The sequence below is a fragment of the Humitalea sp. 24SJ18S-53 genome (genome assembly GCF_050632385.1).
Taxonomy (GTDB): Bacteria; Pseudomonadota; Alphaproteobacteria; order Acetobacterales; family Acetobacteraceae; genus Humitalea.
This window is the reverse complement of sequence record NZ_CP192599.1, coordinates 1,474,941-1,491,531: the sequence shown is the minus strand read 5'-3', so window position 1 is coordinate 1,491,531 and position 16,591 is coordinate 1,474,941. Positions and strand designations below refer to the sequence as shown.

Below are 16,591 nucleotides of genomic sequence, written 5' to 3'. Positions count from 1 at the left end.
AGAATCCACCGGAGCCTTCCATGACCAAGACCGCCCTTGTCGTCAGTGCCCATTCCGCCGATTTCGTCTGGCGCGCCGGTGGCGCCATCGCGCTGCACGCGGCGCAGGGTTTTGCGGTCACGGTGATCTGCCTGTCCTATGGCGAGCGGGGCGAGAGCGCGAAACTCTGGCGCCTGCCGGGGATGACGCTGGAACGGGTCAAGGCTGAACGGCAGAAGGAAGCCGAGGCCGCGGCGAAGCACCTGAACGTCCACGACATCCAGTTCTGGGACATCGGCGACTACCCGATGGAGCTGACGCGCGACCATCTGTTCCGCCTGGTCGATGTCTACCGCACGATCCGCCCGTCCTTCGTCATGAGCCATTCGCGCAAGGACCCGTATAATTTCGACCACCCCATGACGACCGAGTTCGCCCAGCACGCCCGCGTCATCGCCCAGGCCCATGGCCACAACCCCGAGCAAAAGGTGATCGGCGCGCCGCAGGTCTACCTGTACGAACCGCACCAGCCGGAACGGTCGGAGTGGAAGCCCAATGTCTTCCTGTCGATCGACAGCGTCTGGGCCCAGAAACGCGCCGCGATCGAATGCATGGCAGGCCAGGAACACCTGTGGGACTACTACACCCGCGCCGCGATGAACCGCGGCAACCAGACCGCGCGCAATAGCGAGAAGACCTGCACCTACGGCGAGGCCTACGAGGCGGTCTTCCCGCATGTGGTCGACACGCTGGGGTGATGGGCCGGGTCGTCAAGGCCCCGCCTCGCCTGGGTATCGCTATCGTCGATGGCCAGGCCGCCTGCGGTGTCTCGACGCTGCATGAGGCGCAGGGCCGCGCCGGGCAGTGATCGTGGCCGATGACGATGGCGTCGTGGTGGGTGCGCCTCGGGTGCTTCGCGCCCAGCCAGGCGGTGCTGGCAGCGTCATGCGCGCATGGAGGGCCAGCGGGCTCACTGGATGCGGCACCGTGACGCGCGGACCCGCTCTACGGATTTTGATCTCCCAAGTAGCCGCACGGCGCTAAGACTCACACATTGCGAGACCGCAAAGGAGTGAGTGGTGCCCCCACCGCAACCAACGAATGCCTATCACCTGACAGATGCCGACCAGCGTCTCCGTGCGGAGGGTCGCCTCCCAGATACGACTGACCTGCCGGTCGACGGCATCGCCCAGACTGGCGGCATGAGCATCGATGCATTCCGCGTCTTCGAGGAAGACACCCTTCTGGTCCGGTTCAGCCGCTTCAGGAAAGGCGGCTTCACCCTCGGCCGGGAAGACCATATGAATTCGCCCTGGTGGCTCACCATTGACATGTTTACATGGTTAATGGGGCGCGCTCACGCAAGCGCGCGCGGCACACAGGCCGTGGTGAGGGAACAGTTGCTACTCCCCCCCGAATGGACGGATGCCGATTGCTTCGTGCGGGCCTTCCCCAAGCCCGGCATCCACCTCGGCGCATGGTTCGGCAAGCCGCGAACGGTGTATCAGCAAGATAAGCACGGGCCTGCGCATCGATGGACCGCGGCGCGCGGCCAGCCCGAGACGTTCATGTACCAACTCTTCGTCCCCGGGCTTGGCGCGCGGCCCGCGGTCAATGCGCGCAACTGGCTGGAATTCGAAGGGCTTTACAGCCTGGTGGCCAAGCCTGGGCGAAGAGGCCAAGCCGTTTATCCCTGCATGATCCCGGGCAAACAGCACGGCGCTTGACCGTGGGCCGCGACCTTGCAGCGCCAAATTGGAACCGCTTCAGCGCCCAGCGAACGAACCAGGGCGCCGGCCGGCGGTGGGCCCTACCGCCGCCGCTGGGCCCAGCCCAGCCACAGCCCGGCGACCACGATCACCCCCGCCCCTACCCAGGTCGCGGCATCGGGCAGGTTGCCGAACATCGCCCAGCCGACCACCACCGCGCTCAGCAACTGAAAATACTGGAACGGCGACACCAGGTTCGCCGGCGCATAGGTAAAGGCACGGGCGACGAAATAATGCCCTGTCGCCCCCAGCGCCCCGCAGCCGAAGAACAGCGCCATATCCCCCGGCCCGGCCGGTGAGATCCAGACAAAGGGCAGCACCGCCAGCAACCCCAAGGCCCCCGTCAGCGGCGCCCAGAGCGCCGACGTCGTCGGCGGGTCGAAGGGCGCCACCCGGCGCGTCAGCACCTGGTAGACGCCATAGGCCGTGGCCGAGCCGATCACGAAGAAACTCGCCCAGTGGAACAATTCGCCGCCCGGCCGGATCACCACGATCACGCCCAGGAACCCGGTCATCACCGCGGCCAGCCGCAACGGCGTGGTGCGTTCGCCCAGCATCGGCCAGGCCAGCAGGGTCACGATCAGCGGCGCGGTCATCGATATGGCCGCCGCCTTGGCCAGCGGGATGAAGGTGACGGCGTAGAAGAAGCACAGGTTGGAACAGGTCAGCATCACCGCGCGGAACAGTTGCAGCCCCGGCCGCCGGCTGCGCAGCACGGCGATGCCCCCGCGCGGCAGGAACACGGCACCCAGGAAGATCAGGTGCACAAAGGCGCGCGCCCAGGACACCTGCAGGGACGAATAGGTTTCGCCCAGAAGTTTCGCGATACCTCCCATGCCGGAAAACATCACCCCCGCCGTCGTCATGCAGAGGATGCCGAGAATCAGCCGGGATGGCGGCGCGGGGGGGGTCAACGAAGGGCGCGTGTCATGTGCCGGCCAATCTGGCGCCAGCGCCGTGTCGCGTCCATGTTGCCGGGCGAAAAGGTGCCCCACCCAAGGCACAGCAAGCACTGCCGGAGCTGCATGTCATGACGACCCCCCTGCTCGACGAAACCGCCCGTGGCGTCTTCGTCATCGCCCCCACCCCCTTCACCGCCGAGGGCGCGCTCGACATGGGCAGTGTCGAGACGATGACCGATGGCTACCTCGCGGCGGGGGCCAGCGGCCTGACCCTGCTCGGCATCATGGGCGAGGCGCCGAAACTGACCGAGGCCGAGTCGCTGACCATCGTCAGCCGCGTGCTGGAGGTGGTCGCGGGGCGCATCCCGGTGGTGGTCGGCGTCTCCGCCCCCGGCTTCGCCATGATGCGCGGCCTGGCCCAGGGCGTGATGGCAGCCGGGGCCGCCGGCGTCATGTTCAGCCCGGCCGCCGGGCTGAAGGGCGATGAGGCGGTGATCGCCTATTGCGCCCAGGCCGCCGCCGCGATCGGCAGCGACGTGCCCTATGTGCTGCAGGACTACCCCCAGGCCAGCGGCGTGGTGATGACCGCCGCCATGATCGCCCGCATGGCGGAGGACCCGCGCCTGGTGATGCTGAAGGCCGAGGACTGGCCGGGCCTGGACAAGATCACCGCCCTGCGCGCCCTGTCGGCCTCGGGCCGGATGCGCCGCATCAGCATCCTGGGCGGCAATGGCGGGCTGTTCCTGCCGACCGAGATGGAACGCGGCGCCGATGGCATCATGACCGGCTACGCCTATCCGGAGATGCTGGTGCAGGTGATCGAGATGCTGGCCGCCGGCGAACGCGAAGCGGCCTATGACCTGTTCGATGCGCATCTGCCGCTGATCCGCACCGAACACCAGCCGGGGCTGGGCCTGGCGGTGCGCAAATACATCCTGGCGCGGCGCGGGCTGATCGCCTCCCCCGCGCTGCGCCCGCCGGGGCCGAAATTGTCGCCGGAGGCGGTGGCCGAGATCGAATGGCTGATCGGGCGGCTGGAACGGCGCACCTACCAGTAGCCGCGCCGTCGTGGCGCCGGCATGACCGCCCACCACCACCGCCACCGGCACCACCACCACTACACCTTGGCCGGCCGCATCGCGCTGCACCGCGCGCGGCCGAGGCCGCCGGCCAAGGGGTTCTGGTCCAGGGGGTTCTGGGGGCGGCTCGGGCCGGGGCTGATCACCGGCGCATCGGACGACGACCCGTCGGGCATCGCGACCTATTCCCAGGTCGGCGCCGCCTTCGGCTTCGCGATGTGCTGGGTGATGCTGTTCTGCTACCCGCTGATGTGCGCGATCCAGGAAATCAGCGCCCGCATCGGCCGCGTCACCGGGCAGGGCATCGCCGGCAATATGCGCGACCATTATCCGCGCCCGTTGCTGCATCTGGTGGTCGGGCTGCTGGTCGGCGCCAATGTCATCAATATCGGCGCCGACCTCGGCGCCATGGGGGCGGCGCTGGCGCTGCTGATCGGCGGGTCGATCCATCTGTATGTCGTGGGCTTCGCCATCGCCTGCATGAGTCTGGAGATATTTTCCCGCTACGCCCGCTACGTCGCCTTCCTGAAATGGAGCGCCGTCACCCTGCTCGCCTATGTCGCCGTGGCGCTGGTCGTGACGGTGCCCTGGGGGGAGGTCGTGCAGGCAACCCTGGTCCCCCGCCTGGTCTGGAGCGGCGACTACCTGCTCGCCCTCGTCGCCGTGCTCGGCACCACGATCTCGCCCTACTGCTTCTTCTGGCAATCCTCGCAGGAGGCGCAGGAGGAGCGCACCGACGCCATCGCCCGCCCCCTGGTCGAGGCCCCCGGCCAGGCCCCGGCGGAAATCGCCCGCATCCGCGCCGATACCTACCTGGGCATGGGTTATTCCAACCTGATCAGCCTGTTCATCATCATCACGACCGCGGCGACCCTGCACGCCAACGGCGTGACCGACATCCAAACCTCCGCCCAGGCGGCCGAGGCCTTGCGGCCGATCGCGGGGGATTTCGCCTATCTGCTTTTCGCCGCCGGCATCGTCGGAATCGGGCTTCTGGCGGTGCCGGTGCTGGCGGGGTCGGCTGCCTATGCGGTGGGTGAGGTCGCGGGCTGGACCACCGGGCTCGACCGCTTGCCGCTGGATGCCAAGGCTTTCTACGGCGTGATCGCGGCGGCGACGCTGGCCGGGACGGCGATCAATTTTTTCGGGATCGACCCGATCCGCGCGCTGTTCTGGTCGGCGGTGTTGAACGGCGTGGTCTCGGTGCCGCTGATGGTGGTGATCATGCTGATGGCGATGCGGCGCGATGTGATGGGGGCGTTCACGCTGTCGCGCGGGCTTTGGGCGATGGGGTGGTTGTGCACGGCGGTGATGGGGCTGGCGGTGGGGGTGATGCTGTGGACCTGGTGAAGGAAAATCCGGCGCATGTCTGAGGCGAAGCTGGATCGCGCCACGCTGCGCGCGATCCCCCGCGGCGTATGGGCGCTCGGCCTCGTCTCCCTGTTCATGGACATCTCCTCCGAGATGATCCACGCGCTGCTGCCGATCTACATGGTCACCGTGCTCGGCACCTCCACCCTCGCTGTCGGGTTGATCGAGGGCATGGCCGAGGCCACCGCCGCCGCGACCAAGGTGTTTTCCGGCGCGCTCTCCGACTGGCTCGGCAAGCGCAAACTGCTGGCGGTGATCGGCTATGGGCTGGCGGCCGTCACCAAGCCGGTGTTTCCGCTGGCCTCCTCGATCGGTTGGCTGGTCGGGGCGCGGTTCATCGACCGGATCGGCAAGGGCATCCGCGGCGCGCCGCGCGATGCGCTGATCGCCGACATCGCCCCCGCCCATCTGCGGGGGGCGAGTTTCGGGCTACGCCAGGCGCTGGATACGGTGGGCGGCTTTGTCGGGCCCCTGCTCGCGATCCTGCTGATGCTGGCGACCGCCGACAGTTTCACGACCGTCTTCTGGATCGCCGTCATTCCGGCCTTCATCGCCTTCGGGTTGATGGCTTTCGCCGTGCGGGAACCGACCCGGCCGGCCACGGCGAAACCCGTCCGCTTTCCGCTGCATCGTGCCGAGATCGCGCGGCTGCCCCCCGCCTTCTGGTTCGTCGTCGCGGTCGCTGCCGTCTTCACCCTGGCGCGCTTCAGCGAGGCTTTCCTGGTGCTGAAGGCGCAGGACATCGGCCTGCCGCTGGCCTGGATCCCGGCGGTCATGGTGGTGATGAGCCTGGTCTATGCGCTGGCGGCCTATCCGGCCGGGGTCCTCGCAGATGGCCCGGGCGGGCGCGGCCGCGTGCTGGTCGTGGGCCTTCTGCTGCTGGTCGCCGCCGACCTGGTGCTGGCCTGGGCCGAGCGGATCGCGATGCTGGGCCTGGGTGTCGCGCTCTGGGGGCTGCACATGGGGTTTACCCAGGGGCTGCTGTCGGCGCTGGTCGCCGATACCGCGCCGGACGACCTGCGCGGCACCGCCTTCGGCATTTTCAACCTGGTCATCGGTGCCGCGTTGCTGGTGGCAAGCCTGGTCGCCGGTGCGCTGTGGGATGTGTTTGGGCCGCGCGCCACCTTCCTGGCCGGGGCGGGGTTCACCATCCTGTCGCTGGTCGGGTTCTGGGTCGTGCTGCGGCGGCAAGGGGCCGGCCGACCGCCCGCGGCGGTGTAGCAGGGCGCACCGCATCGCCCATCCGCGCCTTGCCAGGCCCCGCCAGGTCAGCGTCGGCGAATGTGCCGCGCGACCAGCATCATCGTGCCGACCACGGTCAGATTGACCAGGCACATGATGATCGAAAAGGCCGCCAGCAGCCCAAAGCTGCCGGTTTCCCAGATCTCCAGGATCGCGAAGCCGATGACGGGGTTGCGCAGCCCCGCAAGGAGCGCCGCCGCCGACAGGTCGCCCATCATGTGCACGAAGACGATGGTCCAGCCCGCGACGATCCCGGACAGTGCCAGCGGCAGCACCACCTTGGCGATGGTGCGTCCCTCACCAGCGCCGCTGATGTGCGAGGCCTCGCGCAGGTCGCGGCCAACCTGCGTGATCGCCGCATTGGCGGCGATGGCGCCCGCGGGCAGGTACATCACGATCAGCGCCAGCAGCAGGATCAGCGCCGTGCCGGACAGGTAGAAGGGCGCGCCGCTGAACGAGACCAGGAAGCCGATGGCGATGACCAGGTTCGGAAAGGCGGCCGGCGCCCGCGTCAGGAAATCCACCGCGCGGCTGAACAGGCCGGGGCGGTGGGCCACCTGGATCGCGGCCAGCACGGCGATCGCCAGGCCCAGCGTCGCCCCCGTGCCGGCCAGGGACAGGCTGTTGCGGAAGGCATTGCCGGTCATCCGGTTGACGAACAGGACCTCATTGAAATTGTGCAGGTTCAGTTCCGACAGGTCGATGCTGGGCGTCCAGAACGGCTGCAACGCGACCAGCAGCAGGGCCGTTGCCGGGATGATGCAGGATGCCGCGATGAAGCCGATCAGCAGGCCGCGCGCCGGCCAGCGCCAGGGGCCGAGCGGCAGCCGCGACGAGCCCGAGGCCTTGCCGCCGATCGTGACGAACTGCCCGGCCTTGGCGGCCCGCGTCTGCACCCACCAGAGCACGGCGACCAGCGCCAGCATCAGGAAGCCGAGCATCTGCGCCTCGACCAGGTTCGGCGGGTAGTCCTTGGTCAGCATGGCCACGATGCGCGTGGTCAACAGGTCGATCCGCGCATTGGTCGCGATGATCGCGGGGATCGAATAGACGCCCATGCTGTTGATCACCACGAGGATCGCGGAGGCGAGGATCGACGGCCCGATCGCGGGCAGCGAGATACGCAGCAGCGTGCGACCCACCCCTGCCCCGCTGACCCGCGAGGCTTCCTCCAGCGCCGGGTCGAGGTTCTGGAAGGCTGCCGACAGGATCAGGTAGACGAAGGGCACCCCGTTCAGGCTGTAGACGAAGATCAGCCCGGGCCAAGAGTAGATATTGGTCTGGATCGCGTCGAAGGGCGCCGGCAGGGCAGCCAGCATGCCGTTCAGGAAGCCGACATTGGGCGCGGCCACAAAGACCCAGCCGATGGCCAGCGCCACGTTGGGGATCAGCAGCGGGATGATTGGCAGGATGAAGCCCCAGGCGCCAAGGTTGGCATCCGTGCGTTCGTTGATCCAGGCCAGCACGCCGCCCATCAGCACGGCCAGCACGGTGCTGCTGACCACCACGATGGCGGTGTTCATCAGCACGATCGGCAGCCATGGTTCGGCGAAGAGCTTTGCCGCCGGCGACAGCACCAACTGGCCGTCGACCAGGAAGGTACGGACCAGCATCCGGCCAAGCGGATAGACGATCAGGAAGGCCAGCACCGCGATCGCCACCCAGGTGACGGCGAGATAGGGCCGCGGCAGCCATGCGCGCGCAGTCGCGATCATGCGGCGCGCGGCACGACGCGGATGCGTTCCGGGGCGATGACGATGCAGACCGCTTCGTCGTCCTCCAGGTCGAGCAGCGCGTCATGCGACCAGATGCGGGCGCTGAGGTCGCCGGCGCGGACCACGACCTCGGTATGCGGGCCGGCGAAGAGACTGGCCTCGACCCGTGCGGCCAGGCTGTTGGGGGCGTCATCGGGCAGGCCGCGCGCGAGCCGGATCTGCTCCGGCCGGATCACCACGGAGACGAGGTCGCCGCCGCGCAGGCCATCCACCTTGCTGAGATGCGCGCGCGAGGCGTGCAGCAGCCCCGCCGGGGTCTCGATGCCGACCATCGTCGCATCCGTGCCGACGATCCGGCCGGGCCAGATATTCGCGGTGCCGACGAAACCCGCGACGTATTCGCTTTCGGGATTCTCGTAGATCTCGCGCGGCCGGCCCAGGGCCGCGATGCGCCCGTGTTCCAGCACGGCGACGCGATGGCCGAGTTCCATCGCCTCGGTCTGGTCATGCGTGACGTAGAGGCCGGAGAAGCCGATGCGCTTCTGCATGACCTTGAGTTCGAAGCGAAGCTGGGCGCGCACCTGGGCATCGACATTCGACAGCGGTTCGTCGAACAGCACGACGTTGGATCCCGCCACCAGGGCGCGGGCCAGCGCCACGCGCTGCTGCTGCCCGCCGCTGATCCGGCCGGGATGCTGCGCGCCCAGCCCGCCGATGCCCACGGTGGCCAGCGCCTCCGCCACGCGGCGGCCAATCTCGGTCTCGGACGTGCGGCGGCAGCGAAGGGGATAGGCCACGTTCTCGAAGACCGTCATATGCGGCCATAGCGCGAAGGACTGGAAGATCATGCTGATCTGGCGCCGTTCGGTCGGCTCCCAGATCCCCTTGTCCGATGAGAACACGGTGCGGCCATCGATCACGATGGTCCCGCGATCCGGCCGCTCCAACCCCGCGACGCAGCGCAGCAGCGTCGTCTTGCCGCAACCGCTCGGCCCCAGCAGCACGACCAGTTCGTCGGCGCCGACGTCCAGGCTGACGTGGTCGACGGGGGTGATGACCTCCCCCCCGTCGCGGCGATAGGTCTTGGTCAGGTCGATGACCTCGATCCGCGGGCTCATGGCTTGCGGGGCGCGGTCAAGAACGCAGGCCGACGAGCTCGATCAACTCCCGCTGCAGCGCCACGGAGATCGTGTCGTTCGAACCGATGTGGTTCGGCGACAGCTTCGGCGCGTTCGGGTCATCCACCGGCTTGACGGCGACCAGGCCCATGCTTGCTATGAGGTTCTGCGCCTCTCGGCTGAACTTCCAGTTGGTCCACAACAGCGCCGCGTTCGGGTGGTTGGACCGCACCGGGATGGCGGCGCCGTTCTCCAGCCCATGCGCGGGGCCTTCGGGTTGCAGGATGCCCAAGGGCGCGCGCCGCGCCCGCAGTTCCGCGCTGTGCGACAGCACGGTCGGCACGACGAGCTGGTAGGCGCCGGCGACAGCCTGCTGCACCCCGGCGGTGCCGGTGCCGACCACCTGGATGCCGTTCTGGCCAAAGGCGCGCACCCAGTCGGCGCCGTAGGTGTCGCGCATCACCAGCAGCCAGGATGTGATGTTCGTGGAGATCTTCGGATCGACCAGCGCGATCTTGCCCCGCCAACGCGGATTGGTCAGGTCACGCCAACTGCGCAATTGCGTCAGGTCCTGCGGCGTGACGGTCCGCGTGCTGTAGGAGACGACATGCGGGCTGACCGCGTCGATCACATAGACCGCGTTCTTCGCCCGCACCGCCGCATCGGCGCCCATGTTCGGCAGCATGGCCGGCGTCAGCGGGCGAAACAGCTCCGGCCGTTCCTGGAACAGCGCGGTGGAGGCGGTGTAGAGCAGGTCGGCCTGGACCACACCGGCCTCGACCTCCCCCACGAAGCGGTTGAACACGGTGGTCGAGGGCTGCCGGATCCACTCGACGCGAATGCCCGGGTAGGTCCGCTCGAAGCCCGCGGACAGCTTCTGCATGTCGGCATCGACCGAGGAGGTGTAGATGATCAGCCGGCCCTCGCGCCGGGCCGCCGCGGCGACCTCCTCCGGCGTCGGGTCGGCGGCCCAGGCGTTCAGGCGCGGGGCGGCTGCGGCAAGGATGGCGGCGGTGGTCAGGGTCAGGCGTCGCGTGATCTTGGTCATCGGACGTTCCTCCGTTCTTGCTTGATGCGTAGGACTAGTCGAAAGCGATCTCGACACGGCCAAGGTCCGGGGCATCGGCCACCACCGTCGTGGCACCCAGGCCTATTGGGCGGGGGCCGGCGCGCGCGCCGGTGATCACGACGTCGCCCCGCCGCAACCCGCCCATGCGCGCCGCGGCGTGGTTGGCGAGCCAGGCGAGCGAGGCGAGCACATTGGCGGTGTCGGCGCCGCCCGCGACCGACGCGACCTCGGCACCACCGACCAGCAACCGCATGGCCACGCCGCCGAGTTCCAGATCCCGCCAATCGCCGCGCGCCGGCCCAAGCACCACCGCGGCATTGCCCTGGCTGTCGGCGACCACGCCAAGCGGCGGCACGGCCTTGCGGTCCTGGAAGCGGGAACTCAGGACCTCGACGGCCAGGTGGACGGAGGCGATCGCGGCACCCAGGTCATCGGGCCCATAGGGCGTCGCGCGCGGCGGCAGGTCGCGGCCGAGGGTGACGGCGACCTCGCCTTCGATCTCCGCGCCCGGCAAGGCGCCGGACGCCAGGCGCGCGGGCGATGCGTGGATCAGCGCGGCGCCGATGGGCGCGCAATTGGGCGGGTCGGTGCCGCGCAGCGGGCTGACCTTCCAGCCCGCGACGGGACCGAGCGCGAGATTGACGGCATCCTGGATGGCATAGGCCTGCGCGATGGTGGCGGGCTGGAGGCCGTCCGGCAGTTTCGCCAGCCGGGACCCGCCACCGCGGACGTCCAAGAGCAGCCGTGCGGCCTGATCGGCGGCGTTGGCGGACATGGTCCTTCTCCCTTTTTGCTCAGGCCGGTCGCAGTCCCGACTCGCGGATCAGCGAGCCGCACACGGCATGGTCGGCGCGACGCCGCGCCCCCACGCGTCGAGGCCCTGCGCTTGGAAACGCAGGCCCAGCACGGTCAGGCGCGCGGCGACGGCGGGCAAGGCGCAGATGCGGTTGACCATTTGCAAGACCTCCTGCGGCGTGAAGGGACTGGCCGGACACCGCATGCGCCCGCGCCAGCCCGCGGCGTGGGCGCATGGCGGCCCTGACGGCAGCTAGACCCTGGTGACGCCCTTGGTGCTCAGCAGCTGGCCGACCCATTCGCGATCGGCACGGCCCTCATCGATGCCGCGGATGATGTCATGTTCCTTCCGCGAATGCGCCTCGCCTGCCGCCACGACCACGGCCGCATCCTCGCGCGGGACCACCACGATGCCATCTTCATCGGCGGTGATCAGATCGCCCGGCATGACGACGAGGCCGCCGCAGGAGACGGGATAGCCGATCTCACCCGGGCCATCCTTGTACGGCCCGGCGGGTGTCACGCTGCGCGCCCAGACGCCGAGGTGCAGTTCCGCCAGGCCCGCGATATCGCGCACGGCGCCGTCGATGATCAGGGCGGCGATACCGCGCTTGGCGGCGTGGCGCGCCATGATGTCGCCAATGATCGCGGTGCCGAAGTCGCCACCGGCGTCGCACACCACCACGTCACCCGGTTGGGCGAGGTCCAGCGCCTCGTGCATCATCAGGTTGTCGCCCGCCCGTGCACGCACGGTCAGGGCGGGGCCAGCCACGACGCGGCGACCGCCATAGGCCTTGAAGCCGCCGCGCATCGACTGCATGCGGTTGACCACGTCGCCGATATTCGCCGCGGGTATCGCCGCCGCGCGCTGCGCCAGGCCCGCATCCACACGCGTAAACTCGGCCTTGATTCTAAATCCGACGGTCATGTGCTGCGTCCTGCTCTATTCGGCCGTGATGCGTGCGTTGCGCACGATCTGGGTCCAGTTGACGATCTCGGTCCGCACGAAGGCGGCGAATTCCTCCGGGCCGGCGTCGAAGGGCTCGTTGCCGAGCTGCTCGAAGCGGGCGAGCATCTCCGGGTCGCGCATGGCGATGCGCGTCGCGGCATCGACCCGCGCGATGATGGCCGGGGGCGTTCCGGCCGGCGCGAAGATGCCGCTCCATGTGCTCATCTCGAAGCCGGGCAATGTCTCCGCCACCGCGGGGACATCCGGCATGCCGGGCCTGCGCTGCGGCGCACAGGTCGCCAGCAGCCGCACGCTGCCCTGGCGCGCCAGCGGTAGTGCGGAGGTGGAGGTGTCGAACATGATCTGAATCTCGTTGGCCAACAGCGCCGCCGTCGCCGGCGATGTGCTGCGGAAGGGCACGGTCAGCACGTCGATGCCGGCCTGTGCCTTGAACATCTCCCCGGCCAGGTGGGTCGATGTGCCGTTGCCGCCATGGCCATAGGCGAGAGCACCCGGCCGCGCCTTGGCGAGCGCGATCAGATCCGCGACGCTTTGCACCGGCAGCGAGGGATGCACGACCAGCAGGTTGTATCCTGTCGAAACCCGCGTGACCGCGGCGAAGTCGCGCACCGGATCGTAACTCAGGCGCGTGCCATACATCGGCACGTTCACGGCATGCGTGGTGATGGAGCCCATCAGCAGGGTATAGCCATCGGGTGCGGCGCGCGCCGCGACCTCCGTGCCGATGATGCCGGAGGCGCCGGCCCGGTTTTCCACGACCACGGCCTGGCCGAGTTCGGCCTGCAGCCGTGCGGCGACAAGGCGCGCCATGATGTCGGTGGCGCCGCCGGGGGCGAAGGCGACGATCATCCGGATCGGCCTGCTTGGCCAGGCGGGCTGCGCCAGGGCGGGGCGTGCGAGTGCCGCGCTGCCGAGCAGCAGCGCCGGGAGACGGCGACGGGAGAAACGCATGGCGATGACTCCTTATTCGCGCCAGGGGCGGCGCTGCCAAAATGCGCGCGGTGTCGCGTCATTCATGACGAAGGCCTGCTGCCGCGCCCTGCCGGTCACAACATGCAGGACACCGGGATCGGCGAGCGCTTCGAAGGCGGCTGTCGGGTCGATGATCATCATGATGGCACTGCCCCGGCGCGGGGCGCGGCCAAGGTCGTTGCCAGCCCTGCCAGAGCAAGGCTTCGCCGTCGAAGCATGCTTGGATCCCTCCAATTCGCCCTTACCGGAGCGTTGGGGCGATCCAACATTAGATTGATCTAATAGGCAAGCCCGTTCGGGGAGGCGCTTGCGTCCGTTGCGGTTCAGGTTCGTTCTGAAAATCGATCAGCGCAGTCACAGTTGCAGAACTCGGCAAATGGCGGATCAGTCCCTTGGCGCGCGCCCTGCCGTTGGCGACCGCAGCCAGGCGGCGAGCTGATGCACCGCCGGCGGCAAATCCTGATCGGCGCGGAGGCAGAGATAGTAGTCCTGCCCGTCCCTGATGCCATGCTCCGATAACTGTACCAGATGTCCCGCGCGCAGTTCCTGCTCGATGAGCAGCGGGCGCGTCAGGGCGACGCCGATGCCGGCCAGCATCGCCGTGCGCGTGAGCAGCCCATCCTCGCAAACCATGCCGCGCAGCGGTGCTGTCGGCGGGGCACCCGCGCCATCCAGCCAACTCGCCCATTGCTCCGTGCTGCCATCATGGATCAGTGGCGCGCGCAGAAAATCGGCGGCCGTTCGGAAGGGACCGTGGCGCGCGGCGACCGCCGGGCTGGCGACCGGAAAGGCGCCGCCCGGGAACAGCACCTCGCTGACGTAGCCAGGCCAGTCTCCGGCACCGAAGCGCAGCGAAAGATCGGCCGCGTCACTCGCATAATTGCGATAGCGCGCATATTGCACCTGGATCTCGACCTTCGGGTGCAGCGCCATGAAGCGGCCGAGGCGCGGCAGCAGCCAGCCATTCGCCAGCAGCGGCAATGCGCTGATGGTCACGCGCCGCGGCAGGCGGTTCTGGCGAAGCTGGGTGGTGGCACGCTGGAGCAGGGTGAAGGCGGGGCTGACCGCCTCGAAATAGCCCCGGCCTTCGCTGGTCAGGCCCAGGCGCCGGCCGCGCCGCTCCGTCAGGCGGGCGCCAAGCAGGCCTTCCAGCCCCCGCAACTGATGGCTGACCGCGGATGGCGTGATGCCAAGCTCGCGGGCGGCCTGCGCGATATCCCCCAGGCGGGCGAAGCTCTCGAAGCAGCGCAGCGCGCTCATGGGGAGCTGGCCAATTGCATGAGCGGAATTCATATGTCATCACATAATTCATTCATGCGTTGCGCTGCAATAGGCCACACTCGGCGCCACACATTTAAGGACCGCGCGCAACATGGCGCTGCATTTCGAACCGGCTGAATTCAAGGCACGCATCGCACGCGTGACGCAGCGCCTGCGCGCCGATGGCCTGGCCGGCCTGCTCGTCTTCCGGCAGGAGAGCATGTACTGGCTCACCGGCTACGACACGGCCGGCTATTCGCAGTTCCAGTGCCTCTGGCTCGGCGCCAATGGCGAGATGATGCTGCTCACGCGCTCCTCGGATGTGCGCCAGGCGAAGCTGACCTCCATCATCGAGGATGTGCGCCTCTGGGTGGATGCGGCTGGCGCGAACCCGGCCGTGACCCTGCGTGAGGCGCTGGGCCCGCGCATCGGCGCCGGCGACCGCATCGGCGTTGAATTCGCCTCCGTCACCCTGAACGCGCAGCGCGGGCGGCTGCTGGAAGCCGCCTTCGCGCCGGATGTGGGGCTGGAGGATGCCTCCACCCTCATCGCCTCCTTCGCCGTGGTGAAGTCGCCGGCCGAGCTTGCCTATGTGCGGCAAGCGGGACGCATCGCGGACGAGGCCTGGCGTCGTGCCCATGCCGCCTGCCTGCCCGGCAATTCAGAATCCGACATCCTGGCGGAGATCTACGCGACGGTGATCCGCGCGGGCGGCGACCCGGCGGCGGGGCGCTTCGTCTGCGGTGCCGGCGACAATGCGCTGCTCTGCCGCTACTTCACCGGCAAGGGGCGGATCGCGGCCCAGGACCAGGTGAATATCGAATTCGCCGCCGCCTACCGGCACTACCACGTGGCCCTGATGCGCACGGCGCTGACGGGCACGGCCAGCCCGGCGCAGCGCCGCATGCATGCGGCGAATATCGAGGCACTGGCCGCCTGCCAGGCTGTGCTGCGCCCCGGCCATACCTATGGCGACCTGTTCGACGCCCATGCCAGCGTGCTCGACCGACACGGCTATCGCCACGCACGCCTCAATGCCTGCGGCTACAGCCTCGGCGTTTCCTATCCGCCGACCTGGATGGAATGGCCGATGATCTTCGCCGGCAACGCGGTGCCGTTGGAACCCGGCATGGTGGTGTTCATGCACATGATCCTGCTCGACAGCGAGACGAACCTCGCCATGTGCCTCGGCGAAACCTTCATCGTCACCGAAGGGGCGCCGGAGCGCCTCTCCGCCCTCGACCACGACCTGCCGCTCCACGCCTTGGCGGAGGCGTGATGGCGGAGGGGGCTGGCCAGTCCGTCGAGATCGAGGCGCTCAGCAAGAGCTTCGGCAAGGTCGTCGCACTCGATCGTGTCTCCCTCACGGTCCGCCCCGGGGAGTTCATGGCGCTGCTTGGGCCAAGCGGATCGGGCAAGACGACCATCCTGATGGCCGTGGCGGGTTTCGAGGCCGCGGATTCCGGCAGCATCCGCATCGGCGGGCGCAGCATCGACCGGCTGCCGCCGCACCAGCGCGACATCGGCATGGTGTTCCAGCGCTATGCGCTGTTCCCGCACATGAGCGTCGCCGAGAACCTGGCCTATTCCCTGCGTCGCCGCGGCGTCCCGGCGGCGGAGATTGCCCGTCGCGTGAATGAGGCCCTGGCGCTGGTCAAGATGGAGGGTTATGGCGCGCGCGGCGTGGATCAACTCTCCGGCGGCCAGCAGCAGCGCGTCGCCATCGCGCGCGCGATGATCTTCCGCCCCGCCGTGCTGTTGATGGACGAGCCGATGAGCGCGCTCGACAAGAAGCTGCGCGAACACATGCAGATGGAAATCCGCCTGCTGCACAGGGAGTTGGGCGCCACCATCATCCTGGTGACGCATGACCAGGAGGAGGCGCTGTCCATGGCGGACCGCGTGGCCTTGCTGAACGAGGGGCGCCTCTGCCAACTCGGCACGCCGGCCGAACTCTATCGCGCACCGGCGGATGCCTTTGTCGCCGGCTTCATCGGCCGCAGCAATTTCCTGCCCATCGCGGGTGGCCGACTGCGCGGCTTCACCTCGGACCTGGCCAAGGTGCTGGCCGAGGACAGCGCCGCGCCGCGGGACGGCCATGTCCTGGCGATCAGGCCGGAACACATGACCCTGCACGCCGCCGGCACGCCCGATGGGGAACCCTGCCGCGTTCTGGAAGCCGCATTCGGCGGCCCGCGCCAGAGTGTCCTGGTCGAAGCGGCGGGCCATCGCATCATGGTCGAGGCCGGTGCCGCCGGGCCTCTCTGGCGGCCGGGCGATGCCGCCAGCCTGCATTTTCATCCCAAGACCGGCCGGATCTTCCCCCTCCCCGGCCCGCAATGACGAAAGG

General features: G+C 68.7%; 17 protein-coding genes. 7 read left to right on the top strand and 10 right to left on the bottom strand.

The genetic code is table 11. The features are described from left to right. Positions 1-20: 20 nt before the first annotated feature. The gene (locus tag ACQW02_RS07265; protein WP_431284598.1) at positions 21-737 is read left to right on the top strand and encodes a PIG-L deacetylase family protein; all 717 of its coding nucleotides are present in this window, start codon (positions 21-23) and stop codon (positions 735-737) included. A 444-nt stretch (positions 738-1,181) separates the two neighbouring features. Next, positions 1,182-1,706, top strand: coding sequence for a hypothetical protein (locus ACQW02_RS07260; RefSeq protein WP_431284597.1), 525 nt, complete (start codon positions 1,182-1,184; stop codon positions 1,704-1,706). Between the two features lie 83 nt (positions 1,707-1,789). On the opposite strand, the gene ACQW02_RS07255 is transcribed toward ACQW02_RS07260, so the two are convergent. Continuing rightward, a complete protein-coding gene (locus ACQW02_RS07255; RefSeq protein ID WP_431284596.1) occupies positions 1,790-2,662 on the bottom strand; it encodes a DMT family transporter in 873 nt (290 codons plus the stop codon). A gap of 116 nt (positions 2,663-2,778) precedes the next feature. Here ACQW02_RS07255 and ACQW02_RS07250 point away from each other — a divergent pair, with 116 nt between their 5' ends. Genes ACQW02_RS07250 through ACQW02_RS07240 form a run of 3 tightly spaced genes read left to right on the top strand, consistent with a single transcriptional unit; the run spans position 2,779 to position 6,321 of the window. Further along, positions 2,779-3,708 (top strand): dihydrodipicolinate synthase family protein, encoded by a 930-nt coding sequence (locus tag ACQW02_RS07250; RefSeq protein ID WP_431284595.1) that lies wholly within the window; start codon positions 2,779-2,781, stop codon positions 3,706-3,708. Positions 3,709-3,729: 21 nt separating this feature from the next. After that, positions 3,730-5,079: an NRAMP family divalent metal transporter gene (locus tag ACQW02_RS07245; RefSeq protein ID WP_431284594.1), complete on the top strand. Its 1,350-nt coding sequence runs from the start codon at positions 3,730-3,732 to the stop codon at positions 5,077-5,079. A 15-nt stretch (positions 5,080-5,094) separates the two neighbouring features. Continuing rightward, complete coding sequence (locus tag ACQW02_RS07240) at positions 5,095-6,321, top strand: MFS transporter (RefSeq protein ID WP_431284593.1); 1,227 nt, start codon at positions 5,095-5,097, stop codon at positions 6,319-6,321. A gap of 47 nt (positions 6,322-6,368) precedes the next feature. Here ACQW02_RS07240 and ACQW02_RS07235 read toward each other — a convergent pair whose 3' ends face one another. The 9 genes from ACQW02_RS07235 to ACQW02_RS07195 all read right to left on the bottom strand — a co-directional run bounded on the left by ACQW02_RS07235 (position 6,369) and on the right by ACQW02_RS07195 (position 14,241). Continuing rightward, positions 6,369-8,057, bottom strand: coding sequence for an ABC transporter permease (locus ACQW02_RS07235; RefSeq protein WP_431284592.1), 1,689 nt, complete (start codon positions 8,055-8,057; stop codon positions 6,369-6,371). Then, positions 8,054-9,175, bottom strand: a complete 1,122-nt coding sequence (locus ACQW02_RS07230) for an ABC transporter ATP-binding protein (protein WP_431284591.1) — start codon at positions 9,173-9,175, stop codon at positions 8,054-8,056. Before ACQW02_RS07230 ends, ACQW02_RS07235 begins: the two co-directional genes overlap by 4 nt. Positions 9,176-9,191: 16 nt before the next feature. Continuing rightward, positions 9,192-10,223, bottom strand: coding sequence for an ABC transporter substrate-binding protein (locus tag ACQW02_RS07225; RefSeq protein WP_431284590.1), 1,032 nt, complete (start codon positions 10,221-10,223; stop codon positions 9,192-9,194). Between the two features lie 34 nt (positions 10,224-10,257). Further along, complete coding sequence (locus ACQW02_RS07220; RefSeq protein ID WP_431284589.1) at positions 10,258-11,019, bottom strand: 2-keto-4-pentenoate hydratase; 762 nt, start codon at positions 11,017-11,019, stop codon at positions 10,258-10,260. Positions 11,020-11,067: 48 nt separating this feature from the next. Further along, positions 11,068-11,199, bottom strand: coding sequence for a hypothetical protein (locus ACQW02_RS07215; RefSeq protein WP_431284588.1), 132 nt, complete (start codon positions 11,197-11,199; stop codon positions 11,068-11,070). 93 nt (positions 11,200-11,292) lie between these two features. Further along, positions 11,293-11,967: an RraA family protein gene (locus tag ACQW02_RS07210; RefSeq protein ID WP_431284587.1), complete on the bottom strand. Its 675-nt coding sequence runs from the start codon at positions 11,965-11,967 to the stop codon at positions 11,293-11,295. A 15-nt stretch (positions 11,968-11,982) separates the two neighbouring features. Further along, positions 11,983-12,960, bottom strand: a complete 978-nt coding sequence (locus tag ACQW02_RS07205; RefSeq protein ID WP_431284586.1) for a Bug family tripartite tricarboxylate transporter substrate binding protein — start codon at positions 12,958-12,960, stop codon at positions 11,983-11,985. Positions 12,961-12,972: 12 nt separating this feature from the next. Further along, positions 12,973-13,122: a hypothetical protein gene (locus tag ACQW02_RS07200; RefSeq protein ID WP_431284585.1), complete on the bottom strand. Its 150-nt coding sequence runs from the start codon at positions 13,120-13,122 to the stop codon at positions 12,973-12,975. A 243-nt stretch (positions 13,123-13,365) separates the two neighbouring features. Further along, the gene (locus tag ACQW02_RS07195) at positions 13,366-14,241 is read right to left on the bottom strand and encodes a LysR substrate-binding domain-containing protein (protein WP_431284584.1); all 876 of its coding nucleotides are present in this window, start codon (positions 14,239-14,241) and stop codon (positions 13,366-13,368) included. Between the two features lie 112 nt (positions 14,242-14,353). Here ACQW02_RS07195 and ACQW02_RS07190 point away from each other — a divergent pair, with 112 nt between their 5' ends. Beyond that, positions 14,354-15,520, top strand: coding sequence for a M24 family metallopeptidase (locus ACQW02_RS07190; RefSeq protein ID WP_431284583.1), 1,167 nt, complete (start codon positions 14,354-14,356; stop codon positions 15,518-15,520). After that, positions 15,520-16,584, top strand: a complete 1,065-nt coding sequence (locus tag ACQW02_RS07185; protein WP_431284582.1) for an ABC transporter ATP-binding protein — start codon at positions 15,520-15,522, stop codon at positions 16,582-16,584. Before ACQW02_RS07190 ends, ACQW02_RS07185 begins: the two co-directional genes overlap by 1 nt. Positions 16,585-16,591 lie beyond the last annotated feature (7 nt).